This window comes from Blastococcus sp. SYSU DS0619 (assembly GCF_054051035.1).
In genome coordinates this window covers 12,421-28,599 of sequence record NZ_JBJHAM010000011.1, presented here as the reverse complement: position 1 = coordinate 28,599, position 16,179 = coordinate 12,421, and the positions used below count along the sequence as shown (strand labels likewise).

At 73.3% G+C, this 16,179-nt stretch carries 15 protein-coding genes; 10 read left to right on the top strand and 5 right to left on the bottom strand.

Going from position 1 to position 16,179, the window contains the following annotated elements; translation table 11 throughout:
* Nucleotides 1–232: 232 nt before the first annotated feature.
* The 3 genes from ACI79T_RS13445 to ACI79T_RS13435 all read right to left on the bottom strand — a co-directional run bounded on the left by ACI79T_RS13445 (nucleotide 233) and on the right by ACI79T_RS13435 (nucleotide 3,301).
* Nucleotides 233–1,318 (bottom strand): sensor histidine kinase, encoded by a 1,086-nt coding sequence (locus ACI79T_RS13445; protein ID WP_456610571.1) that lies wholly within the window; start codon nucleotides 1,316–1,318, stop codon nucleotides 233–235.
* Nucleotides 1,315–2,016, bottom strand: coding sequence for a response regulator transcription factor (locus ACI79T_RS13440; protein WP_456610570.1), 702 nt, complete (start codon nucleotides 2,014–2,016; stop codon nucleotides 1,315–1,317). The genes ACI79T_RS13445 and ACI79T_RS13440 overlap by 4 nt, the downstream gene beginning before the upstream one ends.
* A gap of 160 nt (nucleotides 2,017–2,176) precedes the next feature.
* Nucleotides 2,177–3,301, bottom strand: a complete 1,125-nt coding sequence (locus ACI79T_RS13435; protein ID WP_456610569.1) for a VanZ family protein — start codon at nucleotides 3,299–3,301, stop codon at nucleotides 2,177–2,179.
* Between the two features lie 510 nt (nucleotides 3,302–3,811).
* Between ACI79T_RS13435 and ACI79T_RS13430 the strand changes: the two genes are divergently transcribed.
* From ACI79T_RS13430 to ACI79T_RS13385, 10 genes are all read left to right on the top strand, one after another.
* Nucleotides 3,812–4,795 carry a tripartite tricarboxylate transporter substrate binding protein gene (locus tag ACI79T_RS13430; RefSeq protein WP_456610568.1) on the top strand — a complete coding sequence of 328 codons (984 nt, stop codon included), beginning with the start codon at nucleotides 3,812–3,814 and terminating at the stop codon, nucleotides 4,793–4,795.
* Entirely contained in the window at nucleotides 4,792–5,364 is a 573-nt protein-coding gene (locus ACI79T_RS13425; RefSeq protein WP_456610567.1) for a tripartite tricarboxylate transporter TctB family protein, read from the top strand. Before ACI79T_RS13430 ends, ACI79T_RS13425 begins: the two co-directional genes overlap by 4 nt.
* Nucleotides 5,361–6,866 carry a tripartite tricarboxylate transporter permease gene (locus tag ACI79T_RS13420; protein WP_456610566.1) on the top strand — a complete coding sequence of 502 codons (1,506 nt, stop codon included), beginning with the start codon at nucleotides 5,361–5,363 and terminating at the stop codon, nucleotides 6,864–6,866. Before ACI79T_RS13425 ends, ACI79T_RS13420 begins: the two co-directional genes overlap by 4 nt.
* Nucleotides 6,838–7,758, top strand: coding sequence for a sugar kinase (locus tag ACI79T_RS13415; protein ID WP_456610565.1), 921 nt, complete (start codon nucleotides 6,838–6,840; stop codon nucleotides 7,756–7,758). The genes ACI79T_RS13420 and ACI79T_RS13415 overlap by 29 nt, the downstream gene beginning before the upstream one ends.
* A 20-nt stretch (nucleotides 7,759–7,778) precedes the next feature.
* Nucleotides 7,779–8,522, top strand: a complete 744-nt coding sequence (locus tag ACI79T_RS13410) for an IclR family transcriptional regulator (protein WP_456610564.1) — start codon at nucleotides 7,779–7,781, stop codon at nucleotides 8,520–8,522.
* On the top strand, nucleotides 8,519–9,151 hold the full coding sequence (locus tag ACI79T_RS13405) for a bifunctional 4-hydroxy-2-oxoglutarate aldolase/2-dehydro-3-deoxy-phosphogluconate aldolase (protein WP_456610563.1): 633 nt from the start codon (nucleotides 8,519–8,521) through the stop codon (nucleotides 9,149–9,151). The genes ACI79T_RS13410 and ACI79T_RS13405 overlap by 4 nt, the downstream gene beginning before the upstream one ends.
* A gap of 24 nt (nucleotides 9,152–9,175) precedes the next feature.
* The gene (gene mgrA / locus ACI79T_RS13400; protein ID WP_456610562.1) at nucleotides 9,176–10,210 is read left to right on the top strand and encodes an L-glyceraldehyde 3-phosphate reductase; all 1,035 of its coding nucleotides are present in this window, start codon (nucleotides 9,176–9,178) and stop codon (nucleotides 10,208–10,210) included.
* A complete protein-coding gene (locus ACI79T_RS13395; RefSeq protein WP_456610561.1) occupies nucleotides 10,207–10,698 on the top strand; it encodes a heme-degrading domain-containing protein in 492 nt (163 codons plus the stop codon). The genes mgrA and ACI79T_RS13395 overlap by 4 nt, the downstream gene beginning before the upstream one ends.
* 265 nt (nucleotides 10,699–10,963) lie before the next feature.
* Complete coding sequence (locus tag ACI79T_RS13390) at nucleotides 10,964–11,341, top strand: helix-turn-helix domain-containing protein (protein ID WP_456610560.1); 378 nt, start codon at nucleotides 10,964–10,966, stop codon at nucleotides 11,339–11,341.
* A 98-nt stretch (nucleotides 11,342–11,439) separates the two neighbouring features.
* Entirely contained in the window at nucleotides 11,440–13,851 is a 2,412-nt protein-coding gene (locus ACI79T_RS13385; protein WP_456610559.1) for a phosphoketolase family protein, read from the top strand.
* Between the two features lie 684 nt (nucleotides 13,852–14,535).
* Here the strand turns inward: ACI79T_RS13385 and ACI79T_RS13380 are convergent.
* Nucleotides 14,536–14,952: an MGMT family protein gene (locus tag ACI79T_RS13380; RefSeq protein WP_456610558.1), complete on the bottom strand. Its 417-nt coding sequence runs from the start codon at nucleotides 14,950–14,952 to the stop codon at nucleotides 14,536–14,538.
* A 38-nt stretch (nucleotides 14,953–14,990) separates the two neighbouring features.
* Nucleotides 14,991–16,133: a DNA alkylation repair protein gene (locus ACI79T_RS13375; RefSeq protein WP_456610557.1), complete on the bottom strand. Its 1,143-nt coding sequence runs from the start codon at nucleotides 16,131–16,133 to the stop codon at nucleotides 14,991–14,993.
* Nucleotides 16,134–16,179 lie beyond the last annotated feature (46 nt).

Here is a 16,179-nt window from a genome sequence, read left to right as displayed (position 1 = left end):
TCGCCTACGGCACCTGGCACAGCCTGCAGACCGTCCGCGCGTTCGCCACCGAGCGGCTGGCGGCCCGCGCCGACGCCGACGAGGTGCACCGCCGGCACGCGGAGTACGGCCACCGTGCGCGAGAAGCCCGACCAGGTGAGCGACCGGATCACCACCGCGGCCACCAGCCGCTGAGCATTGTCCTGCGTCGGGGAGCGCCAGCTCCGGCGTACCGCGGTCCGGCCACGGACCGTCACGTCCCCGGCGCGGGAAAGGACACCCGCACGGAGAGGCCGCCCTCCGGCGGTGCGGAGAGCTCCAGCGCCGCACCGTGGGCCTCTGCCAGCCTGGCCACGATCGCCAGCCCGAGTCCGCTGCCGGGCGGGACGGGGCCGCCCCCGCCGACCGACGTCCGGCCTTCTCCCCGCACGAAGGGTTCGGTCAGCTTCGCCAGCAGGTGCTGTGGAACCACCGGCCCGGTGTTGACCACGCGCAGCTCGGCCCGGCCGTCGGCGGTCGTGCCGGTCGTGACCTGCACGCACCCGCCGGGGCCGGTGTTGTGGCGGATCCCGTTGATCACCACGTTGGCCACCAGCTGGCGGACCAGGGGCTGCGCCCCGTCGAGGTCGCCCTCGCCCAGGTGCGCCTCGACGACGATCCCGGCCTCATCGGCGACCGCCGTCAGCTCCGAGACGACGTCGGCGGTGAGCTCGGCGAGGTCGACGGGGGTACGTAACGGGGACCGGCCCTGGTCGAGGGCAGCCAGGGCCAGCAGCGCCTCCACCGTCTCGGTACCCCGCCGGTTGGTCTCGTCGAGCCGGCGCAGCAGCCGTTCGACGTCCACGCCGTCAGGGTCGGCGAGCGCGACGTCGAGCATCGCGCGTTCGACGGCGTACGGGGTGCGCAGCTCGTGGGAGGCGTTGGCGGCGAACCGGCGGTGCTCGTCGAGGGAGGCCTGGAGCCGGTCGAGCATGGTGTCGAAGGTGTCGGCGAGCTCCCGGAACTCGTCCCGCGTGCCCTGCAGACGCACCCGGTTCTCCAGCGAGCCGGCCGCGACCTGCCGTGCGACGGCGTGGATGGAGTGCAGCGGTCGGAGCATGTGGCCGGCCAGGAACCAGCCGCCGATCAGACCGACGACCACCAGCACGCCGAGTCCTGCCGCGGCCCGCGGCCACAGCGCGGTCAGCAGGTCGTTCCGGTCCGGGATGAACCCGGCCGCGCCGGTGAGGTTGCCCTCGGGCACGAACCAGATGACCGAGACCAGCACCGCCACCAGAGCCAGTCCGGCGACGAACAGGAAGCCTGCGTAGCTGAGGGTCAGCCGCAGCCGGGCACTCACCGGAGGCCGGTACCGCTCGTGCCGTCGCTGCCGGTCGCCGGTTCCCCCACCCGGTAGCCGACACCGGGGACGGTGTGGATCAGCCACGGGTCGCCGAGGCGCTTGCGCAGGGAGGAGATGGTGATCCGGACGGCGTTGGTGAACGGGTCCGCGTTCTCGTCCCACGCCCGCTCGAGCAGCGACTCCGCGCTGACCACCCCGCCGCGGGCGGCCATCAGCACCTCCAGCACCGCGAACTGCTTGCGGGTGAGCCCCACGTAGCGGCCGTCGCGGTAGACCTCCCGGCGGAACGGGTCGAGGGTGAGGCCGGCGAACTCCACCACCGGCGGCGCGCCGTCGACCGGCCGGCGGCCCAGCGCGCGCAGCCGCACCACCAGCTCCGGCATGGCGAAGGGCTTGGTGAGGTAGTCGTCGGCGCCGAGCTCGAAGCCGGCGACCTTCTCCTCCAGCCGGTCCGCCGCGGTCAGCATGAGGATGCGGCTCGGCCGGCCCTCGGCGACCATCCGGCGGGCGACCTCGTCCCCGGAGGTGCCGGGCAGGTCCCGGTCGAGCACGACGACGTCGTAGGAGTTCACGGCCAGGTACTCCAGCGCGCTGTCCCCGTCGTGGACCACGTCGGCGGCGATCGCCTCCAGCCGGAGACCGTCCCGGATGGCATCGGCCAGGTAGGGCTCGTCCTCGGCGATCAGCACCCGCATGGGGCGAGGGTAGGGAGCCCGACGTATCGGCGACGTATGGGCGCGCGGGGCGGACGGAGGAGCGAGGTGCCGGGAGGGCACCCGGCGGCGCTCGTGGGCTTCGGCGGCGAGCTGCCGAGCCGCGACCACGCTGGCCGGCTCGCGGGCGGGGGTCACCCGGTCAGCCGGCGGTGGGGTCGGCGGCCGGCGCGGGGCACCGGCCACCGCGCTCGACGGCCAGCTCGTAGTGCCACATCTCGTTGCCGTAGGTCTGGCACAGGCCGTAGTCCGACCCGTGCTGGGCCAGCCAGCTCATCGCGTCCGTGGGCCCGATGTCGACCGCGTCGCCGGTGACGTGGGAGGACTCGTCGGGACGGAGTACCCATTCCCGGGCCGCGGCGGGGCTGCCGTACTGCTCCACCGCGGCGTCGAAGAGCGCCTGCTGGTAGGCAGCGCTGCGCCACCCGCTGGACACGTGGAAGTCCACCCCGTGGGCCGACGCGTCCCGGGCCGCGTCCTGCACCGCCGTGCGCAGCGCGCTGTCCAGACCCGTGATGGCCGGGACGTCGGCGAACGCCGACAGCTCCTCACCGTCGGCGACGTGCCCGTGCTCGACGGTCATGACTCCCCCGTCGTCCGATGCGCTCAGCGGGGGCGCGTCGACCGTCCCGGCCGACGCGCTGGTCACCGGCCCGGCGGCAGGACCGCTCGACGAGCACCCGGTTCCCCCCGCGACGAGCAGGGGCGTCACGACCAGCGCGGACAGCAGCCCCCGCCGGGGACGGCGCGCCCCGCCCCGGCGCCGGGCGGCCCGACGCACTGCGGCCCGACGCGACGCGGCCCGGCACAGGATCACGACCGCGACCCCCACGACCGTGCCCGCGGTGTTGGCGGCCACGTCGACCAGGTCGGGCACCCGGCCGGGCAGCGCGGTCTGCGCCAGCTCGATCCCCACCGACGTCGCAGCCCCGAGAGCGAGGGGCAGCGCGGGGCCGGAGCGCCGGAGGGCCAGGGCAGCCAGCGCACCCACGGGCACGAAGAGCAACGCGTTCACCGCGGCCTCGACGTGGGCCCGGTGCACGGTGCCCGGCCACGGCGCCGCCAGGGCGTCGATCCCGGCCATCACGGTCCGGCGGGCGTCGGCGACGAAACCGGCCGGCCCCAGGGTGACCCAGCCGACCGCGAGCAGCACGGCGACCGCGGCCAGCACGAGCAGCGCCGTCCGTCGGGAGCCCGGCGATCCGGGCGCGGATGCCTGGGGTGGCCTGCTCGCCCGGTGGGTGGAGGTGTGCGAGGTGGTCGTCATCGGAGAACTCCTCTCCGCTCGGCTGAGCCGGTGCGGCATCGGGAACTGGTGGACAGCTGCCAGTGCACGCGACGGGCCGTTGCGAGGGCGTCTCCGATTCCGCATACGCCCACGACATGCGCCGGGCCGCACCTGTCGCCGACGTACCGAGGTCTGCGAACTCCCGGCGACCGGGGGATCGGCCCGAGCTGCCCCCATCGATCCGGCAGCGGAACAGCCGCTGGCTCAGCAGGAGCCCGTCCCCGTCCTGCCCACCACCCCCGACCCGGCACTGGCCCGCGCGGCGCTTCCCCGCTGCACCGGCGGCCCCGAGGTGAGCGCCGCTGCGTCGGCCTGCCCGGCCGAGGTCGGGGACCCGCTGTCGTACGCCACACCCACCGGACCCGGGCGATACCGCGCATCCGGACCGGTTCAGGTCCGGACGCCCTCTTGTCGGTGTGACGCGTCTGGCATAACGTGTGCGAACTAAGCACACCTGTTGCGTAAGGCGCAACATACGAGAGGACGCCGATGTCCACACCCGCTACCGCCCGCCGCACCGCCGCCGTCGTCGCGGCCGCTTCCGTCGCCGTCGCCCTGAGCGGGTGCGCCTCTCGTGGAGGAGGTGGCGAGACTGCCGAAGGCAGCGAGTTCCCGGACGACTCGATCACCCTGTACACGCCCACGGCGGCCGGTGGGGCCACCGACCTGACTGCCCGCACCCTGGGCGCAGAGCTCGAGGACGACCTCGGCGTCCCGGTCGTCGTGGAGAACCGGCCGGGCGCCTCCGGCTCGGTCGGCATGGAGTTCCTCGCCGGCCTGGACCCCGACGGCTACTCGATCGCCGTCCTGCCGGTCGAGGTGAGCATGCTGCAGTACCAGGACTTCGATGTCGACCCGGCGGACTACGACTTCCTGGGGCAGGTCAACGCCCAGCCGGGCACCATCGCCGTCCCGGCCGACAGCCCGTACCAGACCCTCGAGGACCTGATCACGGCGGCGAAGGAGGCCCCGGGCACGGTGTCGGTCTCCACCGCCGGTGCCGGCTCGATCTGGGACGCCGGCGTGACCGCGCTGTCCCAGGCCGCCGACATCGAACTGCAGGCTGTGCCCTTCGACGGCGGCGCCCCCGCGGTCACCGCGGCCATCGGCGGCCAGGTCGACGCCGTGGTCGCCGGGATCGGCGAGACCGCCCCGGCCCACGCCGACGGGCGGCTGCGGGTGCTGGCGGTCTTCACCGAGGAGCCGGCTCCGGCCCTGGAGGGCGTGCCGACCGCGATCGAGCAGGGCTACGACGTCGAGATCGGCAGCTGGGCGGTCATCGCTGCACCGGCCGGCCTGCCCGACGACGTGCGCGACACCCTGGAGTCCGCCATCGGCACCGCCGTGGAGGCCCCCAGCTACATCGAGCTGATCGAGAGCGGCGGCAACATCGTCACCTACAGGGACGCCGACGAGGCGAGCGAGTTCGTCACCGAGGAGAGCGCTCGGTTCGCCGAACTGCTGGCGTCGTGAGCCCCCGGATCCCGGTGCGCCCGGCGGAGGCCGGGCGCACCGGCGGCCCGGCCGTCGAGCCCACCGGCCCGGACGCGCCGCCACCCGGTGACGCGGCGGACGGGCACGTCGACGCCGAGGCGCCTGCCCCCTACGGCCGTGCCCGTGACCTGCTGGTCGCCGCCGCCGTCGGCGGCCTCGGGGTACTCACCCTGGTCGCCGGTCGCGGCCTGCCGGCACGCACCGACGACGGGAGCCTCGGTCCCGACTGGTGGCCCACCGTGCTGGGGATCTGCCTCCTGCTGGCGGCTGCAGGCATCGCGGCCGCCGGCCTGCTGCGCCGCGCGGTACCCGACGACGACTCGGTCACCCGGCACGGGCTCCTGCAGCTCGGTGGCCTGGTCGCCCTGGTCATCGGGTACGGCACCGCCTGGCAGTACTTCCACTTCGTGCCCGTGACGTTCGTGTTCGTCGCGGCGCTGACCGCGGTGCTGGGCAGCCGGGGCGTCCGCGCCCTGGTGGTCTTCCCGGCGGTCGTCGTGGGGCTGTCCTACGGCATCTTCGGCCTGCTGCTGCGGGTGCCGCTGTGAGCGCCGTCGCCGAGGGGCTCGGCGCGCTCGCCGACCCGTTCATCGCGGTCTGCCTGGTCATCGGGGTGCTGCTCGGCTCGTTGGTCGGCGCCGTCCCGGGGGTCACCGCGACCATGGCGGTGGCGTTGGCAGCCGGGTTCACCCTCACCCTGGACCCGCTGCCGGGCCTGGCCGTGCTCCTGTCCATCTACGTCGCGGCCCAGTTCGGCGACCGGGTCCCCTCGATCCTGATCAACACCCCGGGGACTCCGGCCTCGATCGCCACCACCTTCGACGGCTACCCCCTGGCCAAGCAGGGCAAGGCCGGCATCGCGCTCACCAGCTCCGCACTGGTGTCCGCGGTGGGGTCGCTGACCGGAATCCTCATCCTGGTCTTCCTGGCCCAGCCGCTGGCCGCGTTCGCCCTGGAGTTCGGGCCGATCGAGCTGTTCTGCCTGGTCGTGTTCGGGCTCACCATGATGGTCGGCGTCTCCGGCGGGCGGATCGTCAAGGGGCTGACCGCCGGCGTCGTCGGACTCCTGCTGGGCGTCGTGGGCCGCGACCCGATCACCGGTGACCAGCGGTTCACCTTCGGCTTCGACGAGCTCGCGAGCGGCATCCCGTTCATCGCCGCGATCATCGGGCTCTTCGGCATCGCCGAGGTGACCAACCAGCTCGTCACCGCCCGCCCCGGCGTGATGCCGAGGCCGATCTCCCAGCTCGGCCGCTGGTGGCCGAACCGGGCGGAGGCCCGCTCGCTGGTCAGGCCGACGATGATCGGCTGCGCGGTCGGGTCGGTCGTCGGCGTCGTGCCAGCAGCCGGTGGCGACATCGCCGGCGTCGTCGCCTGGGACCAGGCGCGCCGCACCTCCGCGACCCCCGAACGCTTCGGCAAGGGCGCTCTGGAGGGCGTCGCGGCGCCGGACAGCGCCAGCTGCGCCACCATGGGCGGCTCGCTGACCACGACCCTGGCCGTCGGTGTGCCCGGCGACTCGGTGATGGCCGTGATGCTCGGCTCGATGGTCGTGTGGGGCCTGCAGCCCGGCCCGGCGCTGTTCGTCACGAACCCTGACCTGGTCTTCAGCCTGGCCGGCCTGATGACGCTGGCCACCGTCCTGGCCCTGGCCCTGGCCCTGATGCGCATGCGCGGGGTGATCAAGCTGCTGGCCCTGCCACCGCGCTACCTGGCGGTCGTCGTGGTGACGTTCTGCATGGTGGGAACGTTCGCGGTGCAGAACAGCGTCTTCGACGTAGCCCTCATGTGGGTCTTCGGTCTCCTCGGCCTGCTGATGCGCCGATTCGGGTTCCCGCCCGGCCCGCTGGTGCTCGGGCTGATCCTGGGCCCCCTCGCCGAGAGCAACCTGCGGCGGGCGTTGCTCATCGACGGCGGCGACGCGCTGTTCTCCAGCCCCATCGGGCTGACGCTGACCGCACTGAGCCTGCTCGCGGTCACCGTCCAGCCCCTGCGCAGCTATCTGAAAGGACGACGCTCACGTGAGCGCACCCCCACCCCCGTCGGCTGAGGCCGAGGCACCCGCGGTCGTGACCCTGGGCGAGAGCATGGCCATGGTCACCCCCACCACCCGGCAGCCGCTGCGGACGGCGGAGCACTTCTCCGTCCGTATCGGTGGCGCCGAGTCCACCGTGGCGCTGTACCTGACCGGGCTCGGTCACCGCGCTGCCTGGGTCAGCACCATCGGGGCCGACCCGCTGGGAGCCCGGCTGCTGGACGAGGTCAGCCGGCACGGCGTCGACGTCAGGTGGGTGAGCGTGGACCCCGCTGCACCGACCGGCGTCTACTTCAAGGATCCCGGCCCGGACGAGACCACGGTGCACTACTACCGCGCGGGCTCCGCGGCGTCCCGGATGGGTCCGGCGGTGCTCGACCGGGTGGACCTGCGGGGAGTTCGCGTCGTGCACCTCACCGGCATCACCACCGCGCTCTCGGACAGCTGCGCCCGGCTGACCGACGCCGCGATGACAGCCGCCCGGGCCGCCGGCGCCCTGGTCTCCTTCGACGTCAACCACCGGGCGGCGCTGTGGTCCCACGCCGATGCGGCTCCCGAGCTCGCCCGGCTGTCCGCCGCAGCCGACCTGGTGTTCGTCGGCCGCGACGAGGCCGAGGACCTGTGGGGCGAGGGCGACGCCGTTCAGTTGCACGCCCGGCTGGGGTTGCGCGGCACCGTCGTGGTCAAGGATGGCGGACTGGGCGCGACCGCGTTCGACGGGACCACCACGACCTTCGAGCCGGCGATTCCGGTCCAGGTGGTCGAGCCGGTCGGCGCGGGGGATGCCTTCGCCGCGGGCTACCTGTCCGCCATGCTCGGCGAGCAGGACGTCGGCGGCCGGCTGGGCTGCGGACACCGGACCGCGGCCCGTGCGCTGGGCAGCACCCACGACTTCGTTCCTGCCTGAGCCGACCCGAGGAGACGACGGTGTCCCAGAGCATCCAACGCGCGGCCGAGGTCCTGGAACTGGTCAGCCTGCGACCGCGCACCCAGAGCGAGGTCGCCGAGCACCTGGGCGTCCACCGCTCCACCGCGCTGCGCATGCTGCAGACCCTGACCGAGGCCGGGCTGACCCGCCGGCACGCCGACGGCCACTACGGCGTCGGCTACCGGCTGGCCGGCCTGGCCTCGGTCGCCGCCGAGCAGTTCGACCTGCGCAACATCAGCCGTCCGCATCTCACGGCGCTGGGTCGGGAGTGCCTGCACACCGTGCACCTGGCAGTGCTCGACGGCAACGCGATCGTCTACGCCGACAAGATCGAGCAGCCCGGCATGGTGCGGCTGTACTCGCAGGTCGGACAGCCGGTCGTGCTGCACACCGCTGGGGTGGCCAAGGCCATCCTGGCATTCCAACCCGCCGCCGTGGTCGACCGCATGCTGGTCGACCACGGCTTCGAGCGATACACGGAGACGACGCTGACCTCCCGCACCGCCTACGACGCCGAACTCGACCGGGTCCGCAGCCGCGGCTGGTCGGTGGACGACGCCGAGTACGAGGACTACGTCAACTGCGTGGCCATGCCGATCCGCGACGCCCGCGGGAACGTGCTGGCCGCCGTATCGGTAACGGCGCTCAAGGCGCGCGCCGACCTGGCGGCGCTGGAGCAGCTGCTGCCCCGGCTGCACGAGGTGGTCGACGACGTGTCGCGCGCCATCGGGTGGCGACCGTGAGCGCGGGGGGCGGCACCCCGCCGACCTCCACGCCGCTGACCTTCGACGAACTGTTCGCCCGGACCCCGGTGATGGCGATCCTTCGCGGCTACGACCCGGCCCGGACGGTCGAACTGTGCGAGCGCGCCTGGTCGGTCGGCATCGACGTCGTCGAGGTGCCCATCCAGTCCCCCGACGCCGTCGCCTCGCTGCAGGCTGCGGTGGAGGCCGCCGCGGGCGCGGGCCGGGTGGTCGGCGCCGGGACGGTGACCTCGGCCGAGCGGGTGCGCCGGGCCGCCGGAGCCGGCGCCGTGTTCACCGTGGCCCCTGGCTTCGACCCGGCCGTCACCGCGGCCAGCCGGGCCGCCGGACTGCCGCACCTGGCCGGCGTCGCCACCCCCTCGGACGTGCAGGCCGCGCTGGCCGACGGCCAGACCTGGGTGAAGGCGTTCCCGGCTTCGGTCCTGGGGACCGGGTGGTTCGCCGCGATGCGCGGTCCGTTCCCCGATCTGCCACTGGTGGCCACCGGTGGCATCGACGCGCACAACGCCCGGGACTACCTCGCCGCCGGCGCCCGCGTGGTGGCCGTCGGATCGGCCCTCGGCGACCCCCGCCAGCTCGATCTGCTCGCCGAGCTCACTGCCGGCTGAGCCCCTCCACGGAAGAGAGTCCTGATGAGCTACACCCCGGCCCCCGACCGCTACGACCGGATGCCGCACCGCCGCGTGGGCCGCAGCGGCCTGCAGCTGCCTGCCGTGTCCCTGGGCACCTGGCACAACTTCGGGGACGACACCCCGCTGGTGCGCCAGCGCGCCCTGCTGCAGCACGCCTTCGACCTGGGCATCACCCACATCGACATCGCCAACGGCTACGGCCCACCGGCCGGTTCGACCGAGCGCAACGTCGGCCGCATCCTGGCCGAGGACTTCGCCGGGCTGCGCGACCAGCTGGTCATCGCCACCAAGGCCGGCTACCCGTTCTTCCCCGGCCCGCACGGCACCGGCGGAGGACGCAAGCACCTGCTCGGCAGCCTGGAGCACTCGCTGCGCAGCCTGCAGCTGGACTACGTGGACATCTTCTACATGCACCGTTTCGACCCCGAGACGCCGCTGGAGGAGACCGCTGCGGCACTGGACGCCGCCGTCCGCGCGGGAAAGACCCGCTACGTGGGCATCTCCAGCTTCTCGGCCGCTCGCAGCGCCGAGATGAGCGCGCTGCTGCGCGAGCTGGGCACGCCGCTGCTGATCCACCAGCCCTCCTACTCGATGCTCAACCGCTGGATCGAGGAGGGCGATCCCAGCCTCCTCGACGTCGCCGAGCAGCAGGGTTTCGGGGTCATCGCCTTCTCCGCCCTGGCGCAGGGCCTGCTCACCACCAAGTACCTGCACGGGGTCCCGGAGGGCTCGCGGGCGACCCAGGGCAAGACGCTGCGCGAGGGCATGCTGAGCGAGGCCAACATCGAGCGGGTCCGGGCACTGAACACCATGGCCGAAGAGCGCGGGCAGACCCTGCCGCAGATGGCGCTGTCCTGGGCGCTGCGCGACCCGCGGGTCACCTCGGTGCTCATCGGCGCCAGCCGTCCCGAGCAGCTGGACGACACCGTCCGGTGCGTCGAGGCCCCCGGCTTCACCGCCGCCGAGCTGGCCCGGATCGACGAGCACGCGCAGGACGGGGGGCTCAACATGTGGGCCGCCTCGTCGGACGCGTGAGCGCCCCGGTGGGCGAGCGGGCGGACGCCGCCGCCGCGCTGGCCCGGATCACCGCCGAGGAGCGCGAGCTGGTGTTCCCGCGCTTCGACCGGGAGACCGGCTGGGCGCTCGGCGTCTTCCTCCGCGACGCCGCACTGGCCCGCGAGCTGCCCGTCGTGGTGGGGGTGACGCTGGCCGGGCAGCGGCTCTTCCACGCCGCCCTGCCGGGCGCCGCCCCGGACAACGACGCCTGGCTGGACCGCAAGGCCGCCGCAGTCGTCCACTTCCAGCGCTCCTCGCTGGGTGTCCGGGAGCAGTTCCGCGCCGCCGGCCGGGACTACGCGACGGATTCCCGGCTGGACCACGCGCTCGTCGCCGCCAACGGCGGCGTCTTCCCGATCACGGTCGCCGGGGTCGGGGTGGTCGGCACTGTCGGCGTCTCCGGGCTGCCGCAGGTCGAGGACCACGCCTTCGTGGTCAAGCAGCTGCGCGCGTTCCTGGCCGACTGACACCGCTCGCCGCCCCGGCCGGTCCGGCCCGGGGCGGCGAGCCGGCCGCGGATTCACGGGACCACCGCCGACGCCACCACCACGCCACCCGCGGACCCGCCCCGAGCGCACGGTCAACATCTGACGAACCGGACCAGTCCGTCTCGTCCTCCGTCCCCCTGGCGGCCGCTGCCAGGCGTTGCCTACTCTCGGTGACAGCACGGGCGCACATGGTTGCCGACGACGGGCCGGCTCCGCGACCCGCGAATCCCCCGAGGAGATCGACGTGTCCCTGCCCCAGCGCTCCCCCGCTCCGGTCCTCCCCCGCCCGGCCGCCTACGGCCAGCGCCCCACCGGCCGCTACGCCGCTCCCGCCCCGGTCCCGGCGGTCCGGCGCCCCGTGGGCGCGCACCCCATGGCCGCCCGCCCGGCGCCCGGCCACCCGATGACGGCCTCCCCGGCGATGCAGCGGCCGGCTCCCCGCGCGGCCGTCTCGTTCCTGACCGTCGCCGAGGTCGCGGCGATCATGCGGGTCTCGAAGATGACCGTGTACCGCCTGGTGCACGGCGGCGAGCTGACCGCCGTCCGGGTCGGCCGGTCCTTCCGGGTTCCCGAGCCGGCCGTGCGCGAGTACCTGACCGGCGCGCGCACCGACGTCGCCTGACGACCGGGGCGCTGCGCCCGGGCCGCTGAGCTCGGGGCGCGGCCGCAGGCCACCCGGCCGGCGCACGGCGTTCACCTGGATGCGGCAAGGTCGGGCACATGGCGATGCATGAGGCCACGGCCGAGTCCACGCAGTCACCGACGTCCTACTCCGAGGACGACCTCGACCTGGACCTGCGGTGGTGGGCAGCCGCCAACTACCTGACTGTCGGGCAGATCTACCTGCGGGACAACGCGCTGCTGCGCAGGCCGCTGCAGCACAGCGACGTCAAGCCGCGGCTGCTCGGCCACTGGGGCACCAGCCCGGGGCTGTCGGCGCTCTACGTCCAGCTGAACCGGCTGATCAAGCGCACCGGCACGCCGTGCGTCTACATCGCCGGCCCCGGACACGGCGGCCCGGCGCTGGTGGCCGGCACCTACCTGGAGGGCACCTACAGCGAGGTCTACCCCGCGATCGGCCGGGACGCCGAGGGCATCCGGCGGTTGTTCCGCCAGTTCTCCAGCCCGGGCGGCATCCCCAGCCACGTGAGCGTGCAGACCCCCGGGAGCATCCACGAGGGCGGCGAGCTCGGGTACGCGCTGGTGCACGCCGCCGGCGCGGCGTTCGACTCCCCCGACCTGCTGGTCGCCTGCGTCGTCGGTGACGGCGAGGCGGAGACCGGGCCGCTGTCGGGCTCGTGGAAGATCCCGGCCTTCCTCGACGCACGGCGGGACGGCGCCGTCCTCCCGGTGCTGCACCTGAACGGCTACAAGATCAACAGCCCGACGGTGTGGGGCCGGTCCAGCGACGACGAGGTCGCCGGCTACCTGACCAGCCAGGGCTGGTCACCGGTCTTCGTCGCCGGCGACGATCCGCGCCAGGTCTTCCGCGACCTGGAGGCCGCGCTGCGCACCGCCCACGACCGGATCCGCGAGATCCAGACCGCCGCCCGCAGCGGGGCCGAGGACCTCCGGCCGGGCTGGCCGGCGATCGTGCTGCGCACCCCGAAGGGCTGGACCGGCCCGCACGAGGTGGACGGCGTCCAGGTCGAGGGCACCTACCGGTCGCACCAGGTCCCGCTGTCGGGGGTGCAGACCGACGACGCGCACCTGGCCCTCCTCGAGGACTGGCTGCACTCCTACTCCCCCGAGACGCTGTTCACCGACGACGGCGCCCTGGTGCCCGAGCTCGCCGCACTGGCGCCCGAGGGCGATCTCCGGATGGGGTCGACGCCCTACGCCAACGGCGGACGACGGCGCACCCCGCTGGACCTCCCGCCGCTGGAGACCTACGCCGTCGACGTGCCCGCGCCCGGCGCCACGTTCCACCAGACCACGCACCCGCTGGGTGAGCTGCTCCGCGACGTCTACGCGCGGACCACCACCGCCGACGGCGGCGGGACGTTCCGGCTGTTCTGTCCCGACGAGACCGCGAGCAACCGGCTGCAGTCGGTCTTCGAGGTGACCGACCGCTGCCTGCAGGCCGACGTGCTCCCCACCGACGACCACCTCTCGCCGCACGGGCGGGTGATGGAGGTGCTGAGCGAGCACCTGTGCCAGGGCTGGCTGGAGGGCTACCTGCTGTCGGGGCGGCACGGCATGTTCGCCACGTACGAGGCGTTCGCGATGGTCAGCGCGTCGATGGTCATCCAGCACGTGAAGTGGCTGCAGCACGCGGCCGGGCTGCCCTGGCGGGCACCGGTCTCCTCCCTGACGATCCTGCTGACCAGCACCTGCTGGCGCAACGACCACAACGGGTTCAGCCACCAGGGCCCGGGCCTGCTGGACACGGTGATCCCGTTGTCGCCCGAGGTCGTCCGGGTGTGGCTGCCGCCGGACGCCAACAGCCTCCTGTCGGTCGCCGACCACTGCCTGCGCAGCACCGACCACGTCAACCTGCTGATCGCCGACAAGCAACCGCACCTGCAGTACCTCACGCTGGACGAGGCCAACGCGCACGCCGCGGCCGGGGCGTCGGTGTGGTCGTGGGCCGGCACCGAGGGGAACGGGGACGAGGAGCCGGACATCGTGCTCGCCGCGGCCGGCGACGTCCCGACCATGGAGACCTTGGCCGCTGCCGAGCTGCTCCGGCAGTGGGTGCCCTACCTGCGGGTCCGGGTGGTCAACGTGATCGACCTGATGGCGCTGCTCCCGCAGGCCGACCACCCGCACGGCTTCTCCGAGGACCGGTTCCTGGAGCTGTTCACCCGCGACACCGACGTCGTCGTCGCCTTCCACGGGTACCCGCGGGCGGTGCACCAGCTGCTGCACGGGCGCACCGAGCCGGGTCGCTTCCACGTTCGGGGCTTCGAGGAGCAGGGCACGACGACCACCCCGTTCGACATGGTGGTGCTGAACCGGATGAGCCGGTACCACCTGGTGCTCGAGGCGCTGCGCAGGTCGCGCCGCGTGCCCGAGCGCGGCGAGGAGCTGGCCCGGTTCTGCCGCGACCAGCTGGCGAGGCACCACGACTACGTCCGCGAGCACCTGGAGGACATGCCGGAGGTGCGGGACTGGACCTGGACGGGGTGATCGACGGCCGCCCGCCCTTCTGGGCGCCGGTGCCGGACGGTGATCACGGCCCGGCACCAGTCGGCCGCGACCTCCGGCGCCGCCTCAGCCCTTGTCGTGGACCGTGACCGCGTAGCCGTCCAGGTCGGCGAAGGACCGGAGCGCCACGAAAGGTGGCGCACAACACGACGACGCCATCATGGGGCATGCGCGTCTCGGACCGGCGGCGACCCTCAGGTGCTGTCGGAACCGTCCAGGACGATCAGCCGCTCCCTCCGCGACGGACGTCCTCCGAGGGGCACGGGTCCGCCGGTGCGGGACGGACCCTGCGGCAGCCCGAGCAGGTGTCCGCTCGCAGCCGGGCTGCCCTGCTCACCCAGGAGCCAGCCACCTGGCCCCGGCTGCATGCGTGCTGTGCAGGTCACCCGCTTCGGCGGTCCCGAGCTCTTCGACGCCGTCAACATCCCCGAGCCGGAGGCCGGTCCCGGCTAGCAGCGCTACGACGTCTCCGCCGCCGGCGTGAACGTCGCCGACACCCACCACGTCCTGTCGACCGACCGACCTGTCGACGAACCGACCTGTCGACCGGTGCCACGTCGATGCAGCGTCGCGCCGAGGTTCTCGAAGTCAACGCCGCCCCGCGACGCATGGGACCCACGGACGCGTGAGCGCAGGTACCTCGCGACGGCGGGGTCCTCGGTCAGGTCAACGACCCGCTCGTGAGCCTCCGCGGCGTCCAGTTCTGCCGACTTCGTGGCTGCTCCACGATGCGTGCGCGAGGTCCACCCGCACGTCGTCGCCACGGTGCAGCAACGGGGTGGATTCCTCGAGGAACTGTGCGAGTGCCTCGTGGGCCGCGCCTCTGACCGGCCGCCCCAGGGCATCCACCACCCGCCACCACGGCACGTCGTGACCGCCCTTGCGCAGGATCTGACCGACGGCGCGCGCACCGGTGCCGGCCGCCTCGGCGACATCGCCATAGGTCATCACGTGTCCGCTGGGGATCGAGGACACGGTGCGCAGAACCCGCTCGGCCACTTCGTTCACGATCTCACCCTCACTGCCTTCGTCGACTGCCCCTTGCAGTTGTCGTCGACCATTCCGATCGACGCCGGGGTTCACCTCCGGCAGGGTCGGCGGCCGCCCCGACCTGCTGACCCTCAGGCGCCTCGCCGCCCTCGACGCGCGTCATCACCACCGTGCTCGTCCCCGTCCGGCCGTCCCAGGACGAACCCCTCGGGTGGAGAGAGGACCCCGTTCGCCTGCACGGTGACGGAGTGCGGCCCCGGGTAGTACGTCCGGGTGGTGATGGGGCGGAAGGAGTGGGTCTTCGTGACCACGGTGCTGCCGCCGGCGGCGATGCGTCGTGACCCGAGCTTGAAGGTCTTCGCGCTCACGGACCCGTTGGCGCGCTGGAATCCGATGGAGTAGTCGATCGCCACGGTTGCGTCCGTCTCGCCGTCGTTGGTGACGACGGCCGTGAACGTGAGATCCCCTCCCCAGGGAACGACATCACCGGAGATGCGCGGTCGGGCCACGCGCAAGCTGTTCCCGGTGAATCCCACGAGTGCCAGCGCAGTGGGATCGGCCCGCTTGATCAGCGTCCTCAGGCCGTGCCGGAGCACCCATGGCGTAGTGGCGTCCGGGGCGCCGGCCCACGCGGCGGCCGCTTCCGTGACGACGGAGGGATCGACGCGACTGAGGTCGTTGAGATGGTTGGCGACCGAGCGCCGTACGTACTCGGCCGGGTCGCGATAGGTGGCGTCCAGGATGCCTCGTGTCGCACGAGGATGGGCGAGCAGCCAGGGCACTCGTTTCGCCCAGGGCAGGTAGGCGCGAGAGCCCTCGGTGGCGAGTCGCCGCACGTGCTCGCTGTCGTGCCCCGTCCAGGTCTGCATGATGTGAAGGCCGCGCTCGGGTCGCGCGTTCAGGAGCTCGCGGACGGCGAATTCACCCGTCAGACCGACGGTGAGCCGGGCCAAGAGTGCCATGGCGGCGTCGAAGTCCCGCGTCGACGCGGTCTCGAGTGCACGCGAGGCGATGAACTCCGTGGTGGGCCAGATCATCCACCCGCCGAAACGCGGCTCGTCCAGCACGTCGAGCACCACTCGCTCGGCGGCGGCGAACCCCGCCGGGACGTCGCTGAGCAGAGCATCGCGGACGACGTCCACCCGCTCCCGGAGGCGGACACCCCGTACGGCACCTTCCGCCTGCGCCAGAGCGGAGTAATCGCCGGTGGGCGCGACCGCCTCCAACGCAGCCCGTAGCCGTGCAACGACGACCGGGCTGATCAGTTCGTCCATGGCGCCCACGGCAACTCCTCTTCCGCAGAAGCACGTCTTCTGCATC

Excerpts from the sequence above, each read along its gene's own strand:
- ACI79T_RS13440 (WP_456610570.1), bottom strand. The coding sequence starts at position 2,016 with ATGCGGGTGCTGATCGCCGAGGACGAGCCCTACCTGGCCGATGCCATC.
- ACI79T_RS13435 (WP_456610569.1), bottom strand. The coding sequence starts at position 3,301 with ATGACGACCACCTCGCACACCTCCACCCACCGGGCGAGCAGGCCACCC.
- ACI79T_RS13430 (WP_456610568.1), top strand. The coding sequence starts at position 3,812 with ATGTCCACACCCGCTACCGCCCGCCGCACCGCCGCCGTCGTCGCGGCC.
- mgrA (WP_456610562.1), top strand. The coding sequence starts at position 9,176 with ATGAGCTACACCCCGGCCCCCGACCGCTACGACCGGATGCCGCACCGC.
- ACI79T_RS13385 (WP_456610559.1), top strand. The coding sequence starts at position 11,440 with ATGGCGATGCATGAGGCCACGGCCGAGTCCACGCAGTCACCGACGTCC.
- ACI79T_RS13375 (WP_456610557.1), bottom strand. The coding sequence starts at position 16,133 with ATGGACGAACTGATCAGCCCGGTCGTCGTTGCACGGCTACGGGCTGCG.